The organism is Gammaproteobacteria bacterium (assembly GCA_013003425.1).
GTDB lineage: Bacteria > Pseudomonadota > Gammaproteobacteria > Steroidobacterales > JABDKV01 > JABDJB01.
Window position 1 is genome coordinate 16,117 of record JABDJB010000035.1, and the last position, 15,635, is coordinate 31,751.

Annotated in this window: 16 protein-coding genes; 1 reads left to right on the forward strand and 15 read right to left on the reverse strand. The window is 60.8% G+C overall.

The features are described 5' to 3' along the window. Position 1 precedes the first annotated feature (1 nt). Genes apaG through HKN06_05435 form a run of 6 tightly spaced genes read right to left on the reverse strand, consistent with a single transcriptional unit; the run spans position 2 to position 6,099 of the window. Complete coding sequence (gene apaG / locus HKN06_05410) at positions 2 to 370, reverse strand: Co2+/Mg2+ efflux protein ApaG (protein NNF60751.1); 369 nt, start codon at positions 368 to 370, stop codon at positions 2 to 4. A 19-nt stretch (positions 371 to 389) separates the two neighbouring features. Beyond that, entirely contained in the window at positions 390 to 821 is a 432-nt protein-coding gene (locus HKN06_05415) for a universal stress protein (GenBank protein ID NNF60752.1), read from the reverse strand. A 27-nt stretch (positions 822 to 848) separates the two neighbouring features. Further along, positions 849 to 1,616, reverse strand: coding sequence for a 16S rRNA (adenine(1518)-N(6)/adenine(1519)-N(6))-dimethyltransferase RsmA (rsmA, locus tag HKN06_05420; GenBank protein ID NNF60753.1), 768 nt, complete (start codon positions 1,614 to 1,616; stop codon positions 849 to 851). A gap of 1 nt (position 1,617) precedes the next feature. Next, entirely contained in the window at positions 1,618 to 2,613 is a 996-nt protein-coding gene (pdxA, locus tag HKN06_05425) for a 4-hydroxythreonine-4-phosphate dehydrogenase PdxA (GenBank protein ID NNF60754.1), read from the reverse strand. 8 nt (positions 2,614 to 2,621) lie between these two features. After that, complete coding sequence (locus HKN06_05430; GenBank protein ID NNF60755.1) at positions 2,622 to 3,908, reverse strand: molecular chaperone SurA; 1,287 nt, start codon at positions 3,906 to 3,908, stop codon at positions 2,622 to 2,624. A gap of 4 nt (positions 3,909 to 3,912) precedes the next feature. Beyond that, complete coding sequence (locus tag HKN06_05435) at positions 3,913 to 6,099, reverse strand: LPS-assembly protein LptD (protein NNF60756.1); 2,187 nt, start codon at positions 6,097 to 6,099, stop codon at positions 3,913 to 3,915. Positions 6,100 to 6,186: 87 nt separating this feature from the next. On the opposite strand from HKN06_05435, the gene HKN06_05440 reads away from it, so the two are divergent. Then, a complete protein-coding gene (locus tag HKN06_05440; protein NNF60757.1) occupies positions 6,187 to 6,858 on the forward strand; it encodes a nucleotidyltransferase family protein in 672 nt (223 codons plus the stop codon). 260 nt (positions 6,859 to 7,118) lie between these two features. Here HKN06_05440 and HKN06_05445 read toward each other — a convergent pair whose 3' ends face one another. The 9 genes from HKN06_05445 to rodA form a co-directional block, all read right to left on the reverse strand. Beyond that, positions 7,119 to 8,513 carry a hypothetical protein gene (locus HKN06_05445; protein NNF60758.1) on the reverse strand — a complete coding sequence of 465 codons (1,395 nt, stop codon included), beginning with the start codon at positions 8,511 to 8,513 and terminating at the stop codon, positions 7,119 to 7,121. A gap of 198 nt (positions 8,514 to 8,711) precedes the next feature. After that, positions 8,712 to 9,626, reverse strand: coding sequence for a lipoyl synthase (gene lipA / locus HKN06_05450; GenBank protein ID NNF60759.1), 915 nt, complete (start codon positions 9,624 to 9,626; stop codon positions 8,712 to 8,714). 41 nt (positions 9,627 to 9,667) lie between these two features. Further along, on the reverse strand, positions 9,668 to 10,336 hold the full coding sequence (lipB, locus tag HKN06_05455) for a lipoyl(octanoyl) transferase LipB (GenBank protein ID NNF60760.1): 669 nt from the start codon (positions 10,334 to 10,336) through the stop codon (positions 9,668 to 9,670). A 5-nt stretch (positions 10,337 to 10,341) separates the two neighbouring features. Continuing rightward, the gene (locus tag HKN06_05460) at positions 10,342 to 10,599 is read right to left on the reverse strand and encodes a DUF493 domain-containing protein (GenBank protein ID NNF60761.1); all 258 of its coding nucleotides are present in this window, start codon (positions 10,597 to 10,599) and stop codon (positions 10,342 to 10,344) included. Continuing rightward, positions 10,592 to 11,464, reverse strand: coding sequence for a D-amino acid aminotransferase (locus tag HKN06_05465; GenBank protein NNF60762.1), 873 nt, complete (start codon positions 11,462 to 11,464; stop codon positions 10,592 to 10,594). Before HKN06_05465 ends, HKN06_05460 begins: the two co-directional genes overlap by 8 nt. Then, positions 11,461 to 12,588 (reverse strand): D-alanyl-D-alanine carboxypeptidase, encoded by a 1,128-nt coding sequence (locus HKN06_05470; GenBank protein ID NNF60763.1) that lies wholly within the window; start codon positions 12,586 to 12,588, stop codon positions 11,461 to 11,463. The genes HKN06_05465 and HKN06_05470 overlap by 4 nt, the downstream gene beginning before the upstream one ends. A 38-nt stretch (positions 12,589 to 12,626) precedes the next feature. Beyond that, entirely contained in the window at positions 12,627 to 13,571 is a 945-nt protein-coding gene (locus HKN06_05475) for a septal ring lytic transglycosylase RlpA family protein (GenBank protein NNF60764.1), read from the reverse strand. Further along, a complete protein-coding gene (gene mltB, locus HKN06_05480; GenBank protein NNF60765.1) occupies positions 13,568 to 14,539 on the reverse strand; it encodes a lytic murein transglycosylase B in 972 nt (323 codons plus the stop codon). The genes HKN06_05475 and mltB overlap by 4 nt, the downstream gene beginning before the upstream one ends. Continuing rightward, on the reverse strand, positions 14,536 to 15,600 hold the full coding sequence (rodA, locus tag HKN06_05485; GenBank protein ID NNF60766.1) for a rod shape-determining protein RodA: 1,065 nt from the start codon (positions 15,598 to 15,600) through the stop codon (positions 14,536 to 14,538). The genes mltB and rodA overlap by 4 nt, the downstream gene beginning before the upstream one ends. Positions 15,601 to 15,635 lie beyond the last annotated feature (35 nt).

The window sequence follows — 15,635 nt, forward strand, 5'->3', positions numbered from 1 at the left end:
ATCAGTTCAGCGTGCCGGGGGCAGCCAGGGTAAATGGCGCGATCATCGCGTCAAAATCCTCGCCGTCGTCGCCACGCATGCCATAGCTGCCGTGCATCGATCCTACCGGGGTATCCAGCACCGCACCGCTGGAGTATCGAAAGGTCTCGCCGGGCGCAATACGCGGCTGTTCGCCGACTACGCCGTCGCCACGAACTTCCTGCACGTTGCCATTGGCGTCAGTGATGATCCAGTGCCGGGTCAGCAGCTGTGCCGCAGCGTCTCCCTGGTTGCTGATGCTGATGGTGTAGGAAAAGACGTATCGTTCATTGACCGGGTCCGACTGCTGGTCAATGTAGTCGGTGTCGACTTTAATCCGGAAATCGCTCATGCAGTTGTCGCCGCTTTGTTCAGCGTACGCGTACGGCAAGCACGTCACACGGTGCCGCGTGCAGAACCGTGTCTTCGGTGTAGTTGACCAGGATGGCGACACCGTGACGCTCGCGGCTGCCCAGTACGATCAGGTCGGCGTCTAAATCCTCGGCAACCTGCACGAGTTCGGCCTTGATGTTGCCCACCCGGACCAGCTGCGGAACGTCTGCCATGTCGTGCTGCTGTGCCAGCCCGGCCAGCCGTGTTTCCGCGCTGGTGCGCAGGTCGTCCGAGAGTTCCACACTGGGCAGCAATGCCTCACCCATCGGTTCGACCGGTACGTATTCGATAACGTGCAGCAGCGTCAGGCTGGCTCCGTAGCGGCCGGCGAGCTCTTTGGCACGCTGGCAGACAGCCTCGCTGTGCTCACTGAGGTCCAATGCGACCAGTATCTGTCGGTAGGTTTCCATGACCTGATTCTACCAGCCCTGCGCCTGTCAGTGACGACCCGCCTGGGCGCTGATCGAGGCAAAACCCGCCGGTGAAACCGTTTCGGGGCGTGCCTGCGGGTCGATGCCGGCAGCTTCGATGTCTGCTGCCGTTGCCAGCCCGCCCAGCGCGTTGCGCAGCGTCTTGCGGCGGTGACTGAAAGCCTCGCGCACCAATCGCGCAAACAGGGTGTGATCGTCAATGGCAAAAGGTGGTCGGGCATGCGGCACCAGCCGCACAATTGCACTGTCGACTTTCGGTGGCGGGTTGAACGCGCCGCTGCCGACATCAAACAGGTGCTCGGCCGATGCGGCTGCAGCCAGCATGACCGTCAATCGGCCATAGGTTTTGCTGCCGGGACTGGCGGTTATGCGCCGGACCACCTCGCGTTGCAGCATGAACAGCATGTCAGTGATCGCCCCGGCGCTGCCGATCAGGTGGAATAACAACGGCGTGGATATGTTGTAGGGCAGGTTGCCAAACACACGCAATCCGCTGCCAAGCGCAGCAAAATCAAATTTCAGTGCATCGCCTTCGTGTACGCGCAGTGAGTGTTCAGCGGCAAACTGTTCGCGTGTCAGGGCGGCGAGGTCCCGGTCGATCTCGATGACATCAAGGCTGCCGCTGCGTTCGAGCACGCGCCGGGTGAGGGCGCCGCGTCCGGGGCCGATTTCGACCAGCCGTTGCCCTGGTTGAGGGTCAAGGGCGTTGACGATACGTTCGATAACTGCGGGGTCATGCAGGAAGTGCTGGCCAAAGCGTTTGCGAACCGGCATGTCAGGCGCGGCGGCGGGCCAGCCTGACTGCCAGCTCGATTGCTGCGGCAAGGCTGCCTGCATCGGCTTTGCCGCTGCCTGCCAGGTCGAACGCTGTGCCGTGATCGACTGACGTTCTTACAAAGGGCAGCCCCAGGGTCACGTTGACTGCAGTGCCAAAGCCGGAATATTTCAGCACCGGCAGCCCCTGGTCGTGGTACATCGCCAGCACCGCATCGGCCTCGGCGAGGTTGCGCGGCAAGAACAGCGTGTCGGCTGGCAGCGGTCCGGTCAGACGCAGTCCCTCACCACGCAGATTTTTCAGCGTCGGCGTAATTGTTTCGATTTCCTCGTGGCCCAGTTCACCGGATTCGCCGGCATGCGGGTTGAGGCCACAAACGAGGATGTGTGGGTCAGCAATATCGAATTGCCCGGCCAGGTCGCGATGCAGCACGCGCAGGACGCTTTCCAGTCGCCGCGGCGTAATAGCGGCAGGCACCTGTGCCAGGGGCAAATGAGTCGTTGCCAGCGCCACTCGCAGGCGCTCGGTGCAGAGCATCATGACCGGTGTGATGTCGTCACCGCAGGCGGCGGCGATGAATTCGGTATGACCGCTGAAGGGCAGGCCGGACTGGCAGATAACTGCCTTGCTGACCGGAGCGGTCACGATAGCGTCGGCGTCACCGCGCAGGCAGGCTTCAGTCGCCTGCCTGATGCTGTCGACAACCCCGGCGGCATTGGCCGGATCAGGCCTGCCGGCCCGCACCGCTGCCGGAAAATGCAGCGGGCGGACCTGCAGCCGGCCGCGCTGATGCATTGTTGCGTTTTCCTCGGCGGCAAGCGTATCAACAGTTACTCGCAGGCCGGTTTCGGTTGCACGTTGCTGCAGTACATCCGGATCGCCGATAACGGTGATAGCCGCCGGCCACGGCAGCGCGGCAATCTCCAGGCAAATATCGGGACCAATCCCGGCGGGGTCGCCGGGAGTAAGGATCAGGCGGACGGCAGACTCATTCAAAAGCCGGTTCAGATTCTCTTTTCAACGTACGCTTCATTGCGCAGCTGGCGAATCCACTCCTGCGCCTGTTCCTCAAACTTCCGGGCGCGCAGCGCCTGCGCCGCCTGGTTACGCCGTTTTTCCAGCGTTGCGTCGCGTTCCCGCCTGTCCAGCAATTGCACGATGTGCCAACCAAACTGTGTCCGAAACGGCTGCGAGTACTCGTTTTTTTCCAACCCGTCGAGCTGCAGCTCGAATTCGGGAACGAACGCGCCACGGTCGATCCAGCCAAGGTCGCCGCCGTTGGCAGCGCTGCCCTTGTCATTGGAGATCTCGCGGGCAATGTCGGCAAAGTCTTCGCCGGCATTCACCCGTTCCAGGATCTGTGCCAGCTGGTCGCGAGCCTGCTCTTCGCTGATGACCTGGTTGGGCTGGATCAGGATATGGCGAGCATGACGCTGTTCCGTGACTACCTTTTCAACACCGCGTACATCTTTAAGCTTAACGATGTGAAATCCGCCGGGGCTTTCGATTGGTGCGGAAATATCGCCCGGGTCCATGGCCACCACCTGTTCGGCAAAAATGGATGGCAGCGCATTGGGCTTCAGAAACCCCAGATTGCCACGATTCGTCAGCACCGCAGGCGCATTGGAGTAGGCGATGGCAAGGGGGCCGAAGTCATCGCCGTCGGACAGTCGCTTGTGCAGATCGTCGGCTTTCTCGCGGGCTGCCGCTATTTGTTCCTCGCCGGCATCTGCCGGTGTGGCGATCAGGATATGCAGCACCTCGTACTCGATATCGTCCGCCGGGCTTTTTGCGAGAGCCTCATCGACCTCGGCACGCGTTACGAATACACGCGAGCCAACATCGCGTGCACGCAGCTGCTCCAGCACCATTTCCTCGCGCAGTTCTGCGCGGAAGCGTGCATAGTCAATTCCCTCGCGGGCCAGTGCCGCGGGCAGTTCACCTAACGTCAGGTTGTTTCGCTGCGCGACCATGGCCAGCGAACGGTTGATTTCGTCGTCGGAAATTGCCAGCTCGAGTCGATCTGCGCGCTGCAGTTGCAGTTGCTTGACGATCAGGCTTTCCAGAACCTGCGCCCTGAGCACGTCGCGCGGTGGCAGGGCGACGCCCTGTGCAGACAGGCCGAGAGTGACAGTTTCGATCTGGCGGTCCAGTTCGCTTTGCAGTACGACGCCATCATTGACGACAGCAACTATGCGATCGAGCAGCTGTCCCGAGGTGCTGAGCTCGGCGTGCGCGAAGCCGGCACTGGCCAGCCACAGGCAGAGCAGGGTGAATTTGAGAGTTTTCATCAGACTAGTTGTTGGTGCGGTAGCCAAGAATACCATCCTCCAGCAGCAAATCGGCGCGACCGCCGACGCTGGCAAGGCCCTTGAAATGAATTTGTGTAAACAATGCGGTGTCCTTTTCGCCATCGCGGTTGTTGACGAAGTTTCGCGATACGACACGCGCCACCCAGCAGCAGGTTTCGTATTCTACCCCGGCAAAACGCTCCAGAGTCGTACTGTCCTGCAAAGAGTAATTCCAGCGGCCGACCAGGTTCCAGCGTTTCGCGACCGGCCAGGCGAAGGAGAGATCGGACTGCTCCAGTTCCTCGCGGCGAAAACGGTAGGCAAGGTTGACGATGCGGCCCTCATCGGGGCGAAACTGTACTCGCACCTCGGCCTTGGACGACTGGGTTGAGTCCGGGTCCCACTGGTAGCCGACGTCGGCGTTCCATTTGCGACTGAAGTCCATTCCGACTTCAGCGATCAGGTTCGATGCATTGGCCGTTGGCGTCGCGGCGTCGGGCAGAGCCACGCCGCGTTTACTCAGGAACAGTGCCTGGCCGAACGTTGCGGTCAGGTATTCCCGGCCGTCAGCAAAGTCCAGCAGCCGCGATGTGACGCCGATACTGATCTTGTCGGTATCGCCGAGACGATCGCCACCGGTGAAGCGATTCTGGCGAAATAACTGCACGTTGTTGAAATCCGGCTCGCCGCTGTCGAATACCGGGATGTCAGACTGGTCGCGATAGGGGATATGAGTGAATTGCACCCGCGGTTCCAGCGTCTGGGTAAGCTTGCCCAGCGCGCCTACGGGCCGCTCGAATACTGCCTTGCTGTCGAGACTGACTACCGGCGCGCTGAAAGAGGGTGCCCTGGGCTCGCCCGCCTCCACGTTTGAAAGGCTGTACTGGGTGTGGCGAAACTCCACGCGTGGCGTAAAAGAAAAGCCTGGTCCGCCCATCGTCATGCTCAGGTCGGGACGCAGGTCCAGGCGTATGCCGGTAACCCCGCTGCGGCGCTGGAAATTGACCAGTTCGGCCCGCAGCCCCAGGTTCATGCCGGCGACATCGTTCCAGCTGGCATTCGCCAACAGCTGTGGCACGCGTTCATACGGGCGATTGTCTTCTGCGATCTCCGCCAGGGTCTGGAATCCCTGGGCGCGCGCCAGCAGCCGCCAGTTGCGGCCACGGTAGCGCAGGTCGCCGCGGCGCTGCAGGTACGTCGGGCTGGCCGAGCCGAGACTGCGCCCGAGATCCTCGAAGTACTGATCGTCGCTGACATGCTGGACCTGGGCATCAAGATTCCAGCCCTTGCCGAAGCGCGTCTGGTGCCTGAGCGTGGACTTTGACCGGGTGCGTCCGGCGAGGTCGTCGCCCGGCAGGTATTCGATATCGACCTGCCCGCTGGAGCGTGGCCACAGGTAACGGAACTGGGTTTCTATCTGCAGGCCACGCTTGCTCAACAGGCGAGGCGTCAGCGTCGTGTCGAGGTTTGGCCGTATGTTCCAGTAGATCGGCACGCTGATATCGGTGCCGCTGCGTTCGGAGCGGCCGAGGTCAGGTGCCAGCAAGCCGGTCTTGCGCTTGTCACTGACCGGAAAAGAAAGATATGGCGCATACAGAATCGGCACGCCCTTGAAACGCATCTGCACGTTGCGACCAACACCGACGCCTTTTTCGCGGTCGATGCGCACCTGTGGTGCCAGCAACACCCAGTCGTCCTTGTCTACCGGGCAGGTGGTATAGCTAACGCCACGCATTTCGAGGATGTTGTCGTCAGGGGTGAATATCTGCTGCGCTTCGCCACGGCCATCCTGCTGCGGCAGCTGGAACGAGGCGCTGACAAAGTTGCCGGTGGCGTCCCCGGTCTCGAATTCGCCCTGGCGGCCGGTCAGCTCGACGCGCGGATCGGCATAGCGCACGTTGCCACTGGCGCTGAGCCGGCCGGAGTCCGGGTTGTAGCTGACCTGGTCAGCAATGATCCGCCGGTCGCCGTAGCGCACCTCGACGTCGCCGGTAAACACGGAGTCCTCGCGCCGCGACAGCACGGCAAGTTCGGAGCTGACATGCACCAGCTCGTGGTCCAGTCGGGGGCTCATGCGCAGGGCAACTGATTCGGATTGGGCGCCGGCGCTGTTGTACAGCAGCGCGCAAGCCAGCAGGGAACTGGCGAGCATCAGTCGGGTGGCGGCCGGCTGGCAGAATAGGTGGTTCAATCAGACTATCCGGGACTCGACTCGGCGCGAAGCGCCGCTACAATGGCACACTTCATTCATTGCTTCAAACCACCCATCTAGTTGAATATCCCCGCAATAATACTGTCCGCGGGACGCGGCCACCGGCTGCGGCCACTGACTGACCATGTACCAAAGCCGCTGCTGCAGGTTGGTGCCGAGGTATTGCTTGGACGCCACCTGCGCGCGCTGAGTTCCTCCGGGGTTCGCCGCGTCGTCATCAATGTGGCCTGGCATGGACAACTGATCCGCCATTTTGTCGGGGACGGTACCGGTTCTGGCGTGGAAATAGCGATTTCAGACGAGGGGTCTACCGCCCTGGAGACCGGCGGAGGAATTTTCCGGGCGCTGCCGCTGCTCGGGGCAGGCCCGTTTATCAGCATCAATGCTGATGTATGGACCGATTTCGATTTTTCCGCCTTTGCGCCACCGGCCGGTGATGACCTGGCAACCCTGGTGCTGGTTGCCAACCCGGAGCACAACCCGGACGGCGATTTTGCGCTGGCCAATGACCGGGTCGTGTCAGAGGGCGAGCGCTACACATTCTCCGGCATCGCCATGCTGCGGCCGGAGCTGTTTGCCGACAGCGATGAAGGAATCTACTCCATCGTTCCGCTGTTGCGCGAGGCAATCCGCGCTGGCCGGGTGCGCGGACAGCTGCACTGTGGCGCATGGTTTGATTGCGGTGCCCCGGAGCGCCTGGCGGCCGCCCGGCACTACGCTGCCACTCATCGTAAATAGTTAATCGCGCTGCGCCGCTACTTGTACCCCTGCTTACAGGCGAGGCCGAAGTTCGCCTCCAACGATCAGCAAGTGGCAGCCGCGCTGCCGCGGCGCTGCGCATAGCGCGATGTGCATGGCGGGGGAGGGTCAGCGTCAGCGTGCTTGCTGACCTTGTCTGTTGCCGCGTGGCGAGAAAGGGAAGCTCGCCCAGGAGCCCGCAAAAAGAAAAGGCCACGTCTTGCGACGTGGCCTTTCCCACTTCTTATTCTAACTTTTTGTTAGAACTTCAGGCCGAGCGCCCGGATGATTTCCATCGTAATGTACTTCTCACCGGAGGGCAGACCCTTCTGGTTGGCGTAGCAGCGAGCAGCCTTCAGCGTGCACGGACCGATGACGCCGTCGATCTGGCAGGTCCGGTCGCGGTTCGGGCCACAGCGGCAGCAGCCGGTCTTCTGCAGGGCGGCCTGCAACGCACTGACGTTCTGGCGAGTCATGTTGACTTCGCACAGAACCGGGCGCCACTGGAGGCTTTCCTGAGAGACTTTCTTGGTCAGTGTGACGGTCTCGTATTCAGCCGGAATGGCGATACGGCGCTCCGTTGCCGGGCTGACCATTTTCTTGACCTTGACTGTGCCGTATTCGGCCGGAATGTTGATCTCGCGAGTCGAGGCCGGACGAACCAGCTTGTTCACCTTGACGGTGCGGTACTCAGCCGGGATCGGCATGGCCGTCGTGGTGGCCGGCTTGGCCAGAACACGCTTCTCAACCGTGCGGTATTCAGCCGGGACTTCGATCTTGCTAGTCGTAGCAGGCTTCACCAGAACGGTCTTCTGGATGTTCTTGTAGGTGGCCGGAACTTCAACCAGGCACATTACTTCGCCGGTGCTTTCGGTGCGGGTATCCAGAACCACGAGGTCCTTGTCGCCAAAACGCTGCACCTGGGCGGCTGCGCCACCAAAGGCAACGCCGGCACCCGTACCCTGACCTGTGGAACGCTTCCACTCGGTGCGGGCGGGGGAGTCGAGCACACGCTCGGTGACTGTCTTGTACTCAGCCGGGATTTCTACGATCTTGGTCGAAGCCGGGGTTACCAGTACACGCTCGGTAACAGTCCGGTACTCGGCCGGAACTGCGACCAGCTTCTCGCCGGCGGGCTTGACCATGACACGCTCTTCAGCCATTTCGTACTGCGCCGGAATGGTCTCCAGACGAGTTGAGGCTTCCTTGAGGAGCACGCGCTCTTCAGCCATCTGGTATTTAGCCGGAATGACTTCGATACGCTCGCTGGCATCACGCTTCAGTACGCGTTTGGATTCCGTCTCGTACTTGGCCGGAATGATGACGCGTGCATAGCACTCGCCCGGACGCGGGTTCGGCGGGAACAGGTCGGAACCTGCGCCACCGGCGGCGCTCATGCCACCCGTGCCACCGCTCATGCCGGTCTTGGCGTTGTCCAGATCGCTGGACAGGCTTGCAACCTGGCGCTCTTTGTTGCGCAGCTCAGACTCGAGCATCGAGATCTTGCGCTGCTGTTCACTAATCTTATCGGCATTGGCCGAGCTGCTCGATGCAGCTGCGGTGCTTGAGCTGCTGCTTGCGCCCTGACTGGCGCAACCGGCGAGCGTCAAAGCAAAAGCAGACACCAGCAGTACGGTAATAGCACGTACGTTCATTTTAAATCTTCCTCCGGGAATCCCAATAAAAAGAGAGGCTGAGTAGCCAGCCTGTCTCCACTTCTGGCCCGCTTCGGTCGCTCGAAAAAAAGCGTGTTGGAAGCGGCACGGGGCGTCATTATAGGGAGCGCGTCGCAGAATGCTACGGGCCCCATAACTTTTTACATTGATGGAGTTTTATGTCCCGGACGGGCGCGGTCAGACCAGGTCCTGGGCCTGCTGGTCGGCATGGTAGGAAGACCGTACCAGCGGTCCGCTGGCCACGTGGCTGAAGCCCATTTCGTAGCCGATTCGCTCGAGCTCGGCGAATTCCTCAGGTGTTACAAAACGTATAACGGGGTGATGGTGGCGGCTGGGCTGCAGGTACTGCCCGATAGTGATCATGTCGACATTATGCTCACGTAATGACTGCATTAGCTCTGCTACCTCGCCCAGTTCTTCACCCAATCCGAGCATGATGCCAGACTTGGTCGGGACCTGTGGGTGGCGCCGGCCGAACTCCGCCAGCAGCGTCAGCGAGTGGTTGATATCGGAGCCCGGTCGTACCGGCCGGTACAGCCGGGGTACCGTCTCGACGTTGTGGTTGAACACGTCCGGCGGCTGCAGGTCGAGGGCCGCCAGGGCCTGGTCCATCCGGCCGCGGAAGTCCGGCACCAGCACCTCGATCCGGGTTTCCGGGCAATCTGCGCGAACTGCGCCAATGCATTCGGCGAAATGCGCGGCGCCGCCGTCACGCAGATCATCGCGATCGACGGATGTGATGACCACGTAACGCAACTTCATGGCGGCGATGGTACGGGCGAGGTTGGCGGGCTCATCAGTATCGAGCGGAGCAGGGCGGCCATGGGCAACATCGCAGAACGTGCAACGACGGGTGCAGATATCGCCCATAATCATGAAAGTGGCCGTGCCCTTGCCAAAGCACTCGGCGATGTTCGGGCAAGTCGCTTCCTCGCAAACCGTGTACAGGCGATTCTCGCGCAGTATCTTTTTCAGATTAGCGACAGCAGGTGTTGCCGGTGACTTGACGCGCAGCCAGGGCGGCTTGCGCAGTGGCTGCGTAGTCGGTTCGATCTTTACCGGGATGCGCGCCATTTTTTCAGCAGCGGTCATTTTTCGTCCCGGTTCGAGACGCTGTCGTTGTGGTCGGTCGCTCAAGAGGCCTCGTCCAGTTCCTGTGGTGCTTCAGCGAAGCTGATATCGGGGGGCGCATTGTAGCCCAGGTTGGCCAGCAGCCGCCGCGCAAGGTCGGTGCGCACCGTTTCGGGGTTGGCAGGACCACCGATCGCGGACAGCTGGGTTACCTCCAGGCCACGAAAGCCGCAGGGGTTGATGCGCAGGAATGGTTCGAGGTCCATGTCGATATTGAAGGCCAGCCCGTGGTAGCTGCAGTCACGGCGGATACGCAGCCCGATGCTCGCTATTTTTGCGTCATCGACGTAAACACCGGGTGCATCGGCGCGGGCAGCGGCGGCGCAGCCGTAACCAGCCAGCGTCTCGACGATCGATTGCTCCAGCGCCGTCACCAGCGCCCTCACGCCGAGATCGAGCCGCTTGAGGTTGATCAGCGGGTAGACGACGAGCTGGCCAGGGCCGTGGTAGGTAACCTGGCCGCCACGATCGATGTTTATCACCGGGATGTCGCCCGGCATCAGCACGTGCGAAGCGTCAGCATTCATGCCGAGCGTATAAACCGGACGATGCTGCAGGAACCAGATTTCATCGCGCGTGGCATCGTCACGTGACCGGTTGAACTGCTGCATCCGCCGCCAGACCGGCTCGTAGTCGCGCAGCCCGAGATCACGCAGCAGCGGCACCTGGATGGTATTCACAGCGCAAACAGGACCAGCTCGGAGCCACTGAGTTCACGATAAAGCCCGTCCAGCTGTTCCTGGCTGGTCGCGTTGATAGTGAAGCTGAGGGCAAGGTAATTGCTGTCCCGGCTGAGTCGTTGGCGTAATTCGAACTCGTCATCCGGCGTATGACGCCGGACAATTGCTTCGACCGTGGTGCGAAATGCATCGGTGTTGCGACCCATCACCTTGATGGGAAACCGGCACGGGAATTCGAGCAGGGATTCAGTCATGGGACTGGCGCTGTTTATGGTACTGATACAGCTTGTATGTTTGTGCAAAAACAGTTCCGGGGCGGCCATCGCCAACGGCGCGGTCGTCAAGGGTGGTAACCGGCAGCAGTTCCCGCAGTGAACTGCACAGCCAGACCTCGTCGGCATCGCGCAGCTGTTGACGCGTGACGGTGCCAAAGCGGGCCTTTAGCCCGGCATTGCTTGCCAGCTCGAGTATAAGGTCGCGCGTAGTTCCCGGAAGTATCTCTGCGCCATCCTCGGGCGTAACGATAGCGTCGCCGAACACCGCGAACACGCTGCTGGCCGAACCTTCGGTGATGAAGTCGTCACGATACAGGATTGTCTCGGCTGCGCCGGCGTCCACGGCTTCCTGGCGCAGCAGCACGTTGGCAAGCAGCGAAACCGATTTGATGTCGCAGCGGGCCCAGCGCGAGTCCGGTCGCGTCACGGCCTTTACACCGTTGCTGATCATGCCAGGATCCAGCTGCGGCAGCGGACTGCACATGGCAAGCACGGTGGGCGCCGTGTTGGCAGGGAAGGCGTGATCCCGGTAGTCAGGTGCGCCACGCGTTATCTGGATGTAGACCGACACATCAGCAACGTCATTTTTTGCCACGATGCCGGTGATCAGCTCGTGCCAGCCGGCCGTGTCGAGCGGATCGTCGATGCGGATGGCAGCCAGACCGTTTTGTAACCGCGTAACATGACGCTGTGGCTCCAGCGGCTTGTGGTCAAAAACGGGAATGATTTCGTAGATTCCGTCGCCGTACAGAAAGCCGCGATCCAGCACGGACACCTTCGCGTCCTGCAGGCCGCAATAGCCGCCATTAAAATAAATTACGGGTAGCGGTCCGCGGGCAGTCATTCGAACCAGAGCATTACTTCATCGATCGCGCGGCGGATCAGGCTGCCACTTTCGACCGGGGCCAGCGGAAACAAGGCCGCTTTGGTAATGAGCTCATCACCGAGACTCACACGCAGCTGGCCAACCTCGCTGTCGGCGGCAAGCGGCGCCATGATGATCGATTGCAGGTCCATTTCGGCACTCAGTGATTCGTAATGGCCGCGGGGTATAGTCACAAAAATCTGTTCGCGCACGCCCAGTTCGACCTCGCGAGTGACACCCTTCCACACTTTTGCGGTTGTAATCGGTACCCCGGCTTCATAAAGCGAGTGGGTTTCGAAAAAACGAAAGCCGTAGTTGAGCAACGCCTGCGTCGCATCGGCGCGGGCCTTTTCGCTGCCGGTGCCCATGACAACGGCGACGAGGCGCGTGCCATCGCGTTCTGCGGACGCAACCAGGCAATAGCCGGCTGAATCGGTGTGCCCGGTCTTGACACCATCTACCGAATCGTCGCGCCACAGCAATGTATTGCGATTGTGCTGGGTAATGCCGTTGTAGGTGTATTCGCGTGCTGAGTACCAGCGATAGTATTCCGGGTATTCACGAATAATCGCTGCCGCAAGTATCGCGATATCGTGTGGCGTGGAAACGTGGCCGGGCGACGGCAGGCCGGTCGCGTTCGCAAAGGAGCTACTGTGCAGACCGAGCCTTTCGGCATACTGGTTCATCAGCTCGGCAAAGGTCTCTTCCGAGCCGGCAATGTGTTCAGCGAGAGCAATACTGGCATCGTTGCCCGACTGAATGATCATGCCCTGCAGTAATTCGCTGACCGCAACCCGTTTACGTTCTTCGATGAACATTCGTGAGCCCACCGCACGGTAGGCTTTGTTGCTCACTGTTACCTGTTCATCGAGTGCCAGCGTGCCGTTGGCGATTGCGCTGAATGCAATGTAGGCCGTCATCAGCTTGGTGATGCTGGCCGGCTCCAGCTGCTCGTCAGGGTTTTTGCTGGCGATCGCGTGGCCGCTGTTAAAGTCCATCAGGAAATACGCAGTGCCAGGCACCGGTGGCGGCGCCGGTACCGGTACATCGAAAGCTGATACGGGCTGCGCAATAAGGATCAGCAGCAATAAAGCGGTTCGCATAGTTGTTCCGAAAAAAAACTGTTCAGCCCGGAAGGGCGTTACTCGGTTACCAGGTGCGTGTCACTGATGCCGAGCGAATCCAGGCGGGCCATCAGGACATCATATTCCACCACGCCGGTAACCGGGCCGATCTGGACACGATAAACCGGGATCTCCTGCATGTATCCGCTGTTCACGCGGACACCGGTCAGGCCTGCATTGTACAGGCTGGCCTGCAGCCGTTGCGCATTGGCGACATCACCGAAGGCACCGACCTGTACGTAAAGACTGGTGGCCATATCGCTCTTGCGCCGCGCAGGATCCTGCACGCCTGCGGGAGGACTCGTCACCGTCGCGGGAGGGTTTGTCACCGTAGCGGGCGGGCTCGTCACCTTCGCGGGAGGGTTTGTCACCGTAGCGGGCGGGCTCGTCACCGTCGCGGGAGGGTTTGTCACCGTAGCGGGAGGAGGTGCAGGCGCTGCGGGCCGCGATGCGGCGGTAATTACCGCTGCCTCGGCCGGCGGATCGATCATCTCGACCTCGACCAGGGTAGTGCCGGCATCGACCATGCCAAGCCGCAGAGCCGCGGCATACGACAAGTCGATGAGCCGGTTTTTTACAAACGGCCCACGATCATTGACCTTGACGACGATTTCGGTGCCGTTGCGCAAATTGGTGACCCGCACCCAGGTCGGTAGCGGCAAGGTCTTGTGTGCGGCGGTGTACTGATACATGTCGTAGCGCTCGCCGTTGGCGGTTTTTCTGCCGTGAAATTTTCCGCCGTACCAGGATGCGACGCCACGTTCGCGATAGCCGGTGGCGTCTGTAATCGGGAAGTAACGTTGGCCGAGTACTTCGTATGGCGCGGTTTTTGCCGCGTTGTTTCCGGCAGGCCGTCGCGCTTCAGGCTGCGCTTCGGGCTGCGGCGGTGGCAGTGTAATCGGTGCGCCTGCGCAGCTGGCAACCAGTGCAGCACAGGTAATCAGTAAAAGTCGCACCGTCATTGCGTGTTAACCCGCATGCTGATTTCGGTGCTGAGATCACGAACCGCCATTGCGTACATAGTGCTGCGGTTGTAGCGCGTTATTACATAGAAGTTGTTGTATCCAACCCAGCGTTCGCGACCGTTTTCCTGCTCAAGCTCGAACATCAGTACCGGCATATCGTCATTAATTGCATAGCGTAAGGGAATGTCAGCCGCGCGCAGGTCGCCCGCGCGGTGAATAAGTTCAATCTTGTCGCCAAGAAATTGTGCGGCTTCAGCTTCGCCTGCTGCAACCTGTTCGGCGACCGGCTCGTTTCTGCGCCAGCCGAATTCATGCAGGTAGTTTGCAACACTGCCGATAACGTCGCGCCAGTCCTGCCACAGGTCGACCCGGCCGTCGCCGCTGCCGTCAACTGCATAGCGGCGGTAGCTGCTGGATATAAACTGCGGTGCGCCCATTGCGCCGGCATACGAACCTTGCGCCTGCAGCGGGTCGATCGCGTGTTCCCGGGTCAGTAGCAGAAACTGTTCGAGTTCGCTGCGAAAAAACTCGCTGCGTGGCGGGTAGGCAAAGGCCAGGGTAGCCAGCGCATCCAGGACGCGGTAGCCGCCCGAACGGTTGCCATAGTGTGTCTCTATACCCAGTATGGCCACGATGACGCCGGCGGGCACGCCACAGTCCGCGGCTACCTGTTCGAGGATTTCGCGATGCTCGCGCCAGAAGGCCACGCCGTCACTGATGCGGCGTTCATTAATAAACAGCCGGCGATATTCGTGCCACGGTTTAGCCTTCTCGGCCGGGCGGCTGATGGCATCGAGTATTGACTGCTTGCGTTGCGCCGCAGACACGATGTCCCGCACCCAGCCCGCATCGAGGTCGTGGCGATCCGCCACGGTGGTCACGAAGGAATCAATCTGCGGGGTATCAAAAGCAACGGACGCTGCGGGCAACAGCATGAAAGCCAGGCAGCACAGGGCGGTTTTCACGTCGATAGCAGTTTCCGATTGGTCTGGATAGACATGAGGATACCGAAACCGGCCATCAGGGTCACCATGGACGTGCCGCCATAGCTGACCAGTGGCAGCGGCACACCAACGACCGGTAACAGACCCGTTACCATGCCGGTGTTGACGAATACGTATACGAAGAAGGTCAGGCTGATCGCGCCGGCCAGCAAACGTGAAAAAGTGTTTGGTGCCTGGGCAGCTATCAGCAGGCCTCTGCCGATAATGAACACGTAGATCAACATCAGCACCAGGATACCGAGCAGCCCGAATTCCTCACCGAGGACCGCGAAGATAAAGTCGGTTGATCGTTCCGGCAGGAACTCGAGCTGGGCCTGGGTGCCGTTGTTCCAGCCTTTGCCAAAGATACCGCCTGATCCGATGGCGATATTCGACTGGATAATGTGGTAGCCGGCGCCGAGCGGGTCGCTTTCCGGGTTGAGAAAGGTCAGCACCCGCTGCTTCTGGTAGTCCTGCATGAACGCCCACAGCACGGGACCGCTGGCAAGAGCGGTCGCGCCGGCAATCAGGATCAGCCCCAGCGGCAAACCGGACAGCAGCACGACAATAATGCCGGACGCGGCGATCAGCAGTGCGGTACCGAGGTCAGGCTGCATACCTATCAGCACCGTCGGAACGCCCACCAGGATTGCCACTGCCAGCAACGGCCCAAGGGACGGCGGCAGCGGACGATGGTGCAGGTACCAGGCCCCTGCCATTGGCAGCGCAAATTTCATTATTTCTGACGGCTGGAAGCGTATTACGCCCACGTCCAGCCAGCGCTGCGCTCCTTTTCCTATATCACCGCCTACCAATACCGCGAACAGCAGCAACAGCGCGAGCAGATAGATCCACGGTGCCCACAACCGCAGGAAATGTGGCGAGATCTGTGCAACCAGGAACAGAGCCAGCAGTGAAATGCCAAAACGCACCGCCTGCTTGATAACGATTGCTGAATCCTGGCCGGAAGCGCTGTACAGCACAAACATCCCGATGATCGCAACGGCGATCAATGCCGCGAGCAATGGACCGTCAAGGTGCATTTGCCGCAATGTGCGGCCGACGATGCCAAGCGGGC

Bases quoted from the DNA above. Each gene is read 5' to 3' on its own strand.
- apaG (NNF60751.1), bottom strand. From the start codon at position 370: ATGAGCGATTTCCGGATTAAAGTCGACACCGACTACATTGACCAGCAG.
- HKN06_05415 (NNF60752.1), bottom strand. From the start codon at position 821: ATGGAAACCTACCGACAGATACTGGTCGCATTGGACCTCAGTGAGCAC.
- rsmA (NNF60753.1), bottom strand. From the start codon at position 1,616: ATGCCGGTTCGCAAACGCTTTGGCCAGCACTTCCTGCATGACCCCGCA.
- HKN06_05430 (NNF60755.1), bottom strand. From the start codon at position 3,908: ATGAAAACTCTCAAATTCACCCTGCTCTGCCTGTGGCTGGCCAGTGCC.
- HKN06_05445 (NNF60758.1), bottom strand. From the start codon at position 8,513: ATGAACGTACGTGCTATTACCGTACTGCTGGTGTCTGCTTTTGCTTTG.
- lipA (NNF60759.1), bottom strand. From the start codon at position 9,626: ATGACCGCTGCTGAAAAAATGGCGCGCATCCCGGTAAAGATCGAACCG.
- HKN06_05460 (NNF60761.1), bottom strand. From the start codon at position 10,599: ATGACTGAATCCCTGCTCGAATTCCCGTGCCGGTTTCCCATCAAGGTG.
- HKN06_05465 (NNF60762.1), bottom strand. From the start codon at position 11,464: ATGACTGCCCGCGGACCGCTACCCGTAATTTATTTTAATGGCGGCTAT.
- HKN06_05470 (NNF60763.1), bottom strand. From the start codon at position 12,588: ATGCGAACCGCTTTATTGCTGCTGATCCTTATTGCGCAGCCCGTATCA.
- HKN06_05475 (NNF60764.1), bottom strand. From the start codon at position 13,571: ATGACGGTGCGACTTTTACTGATTACCTGTGCTGCACTGGTTGCCAGC.
- rodA (NNF60766.1), bottom strand. From the start codon at position 15,600: ATGCACCTTGACGGTCCATTGCTCGCGGCATTGATCGCCGTTGCGATC.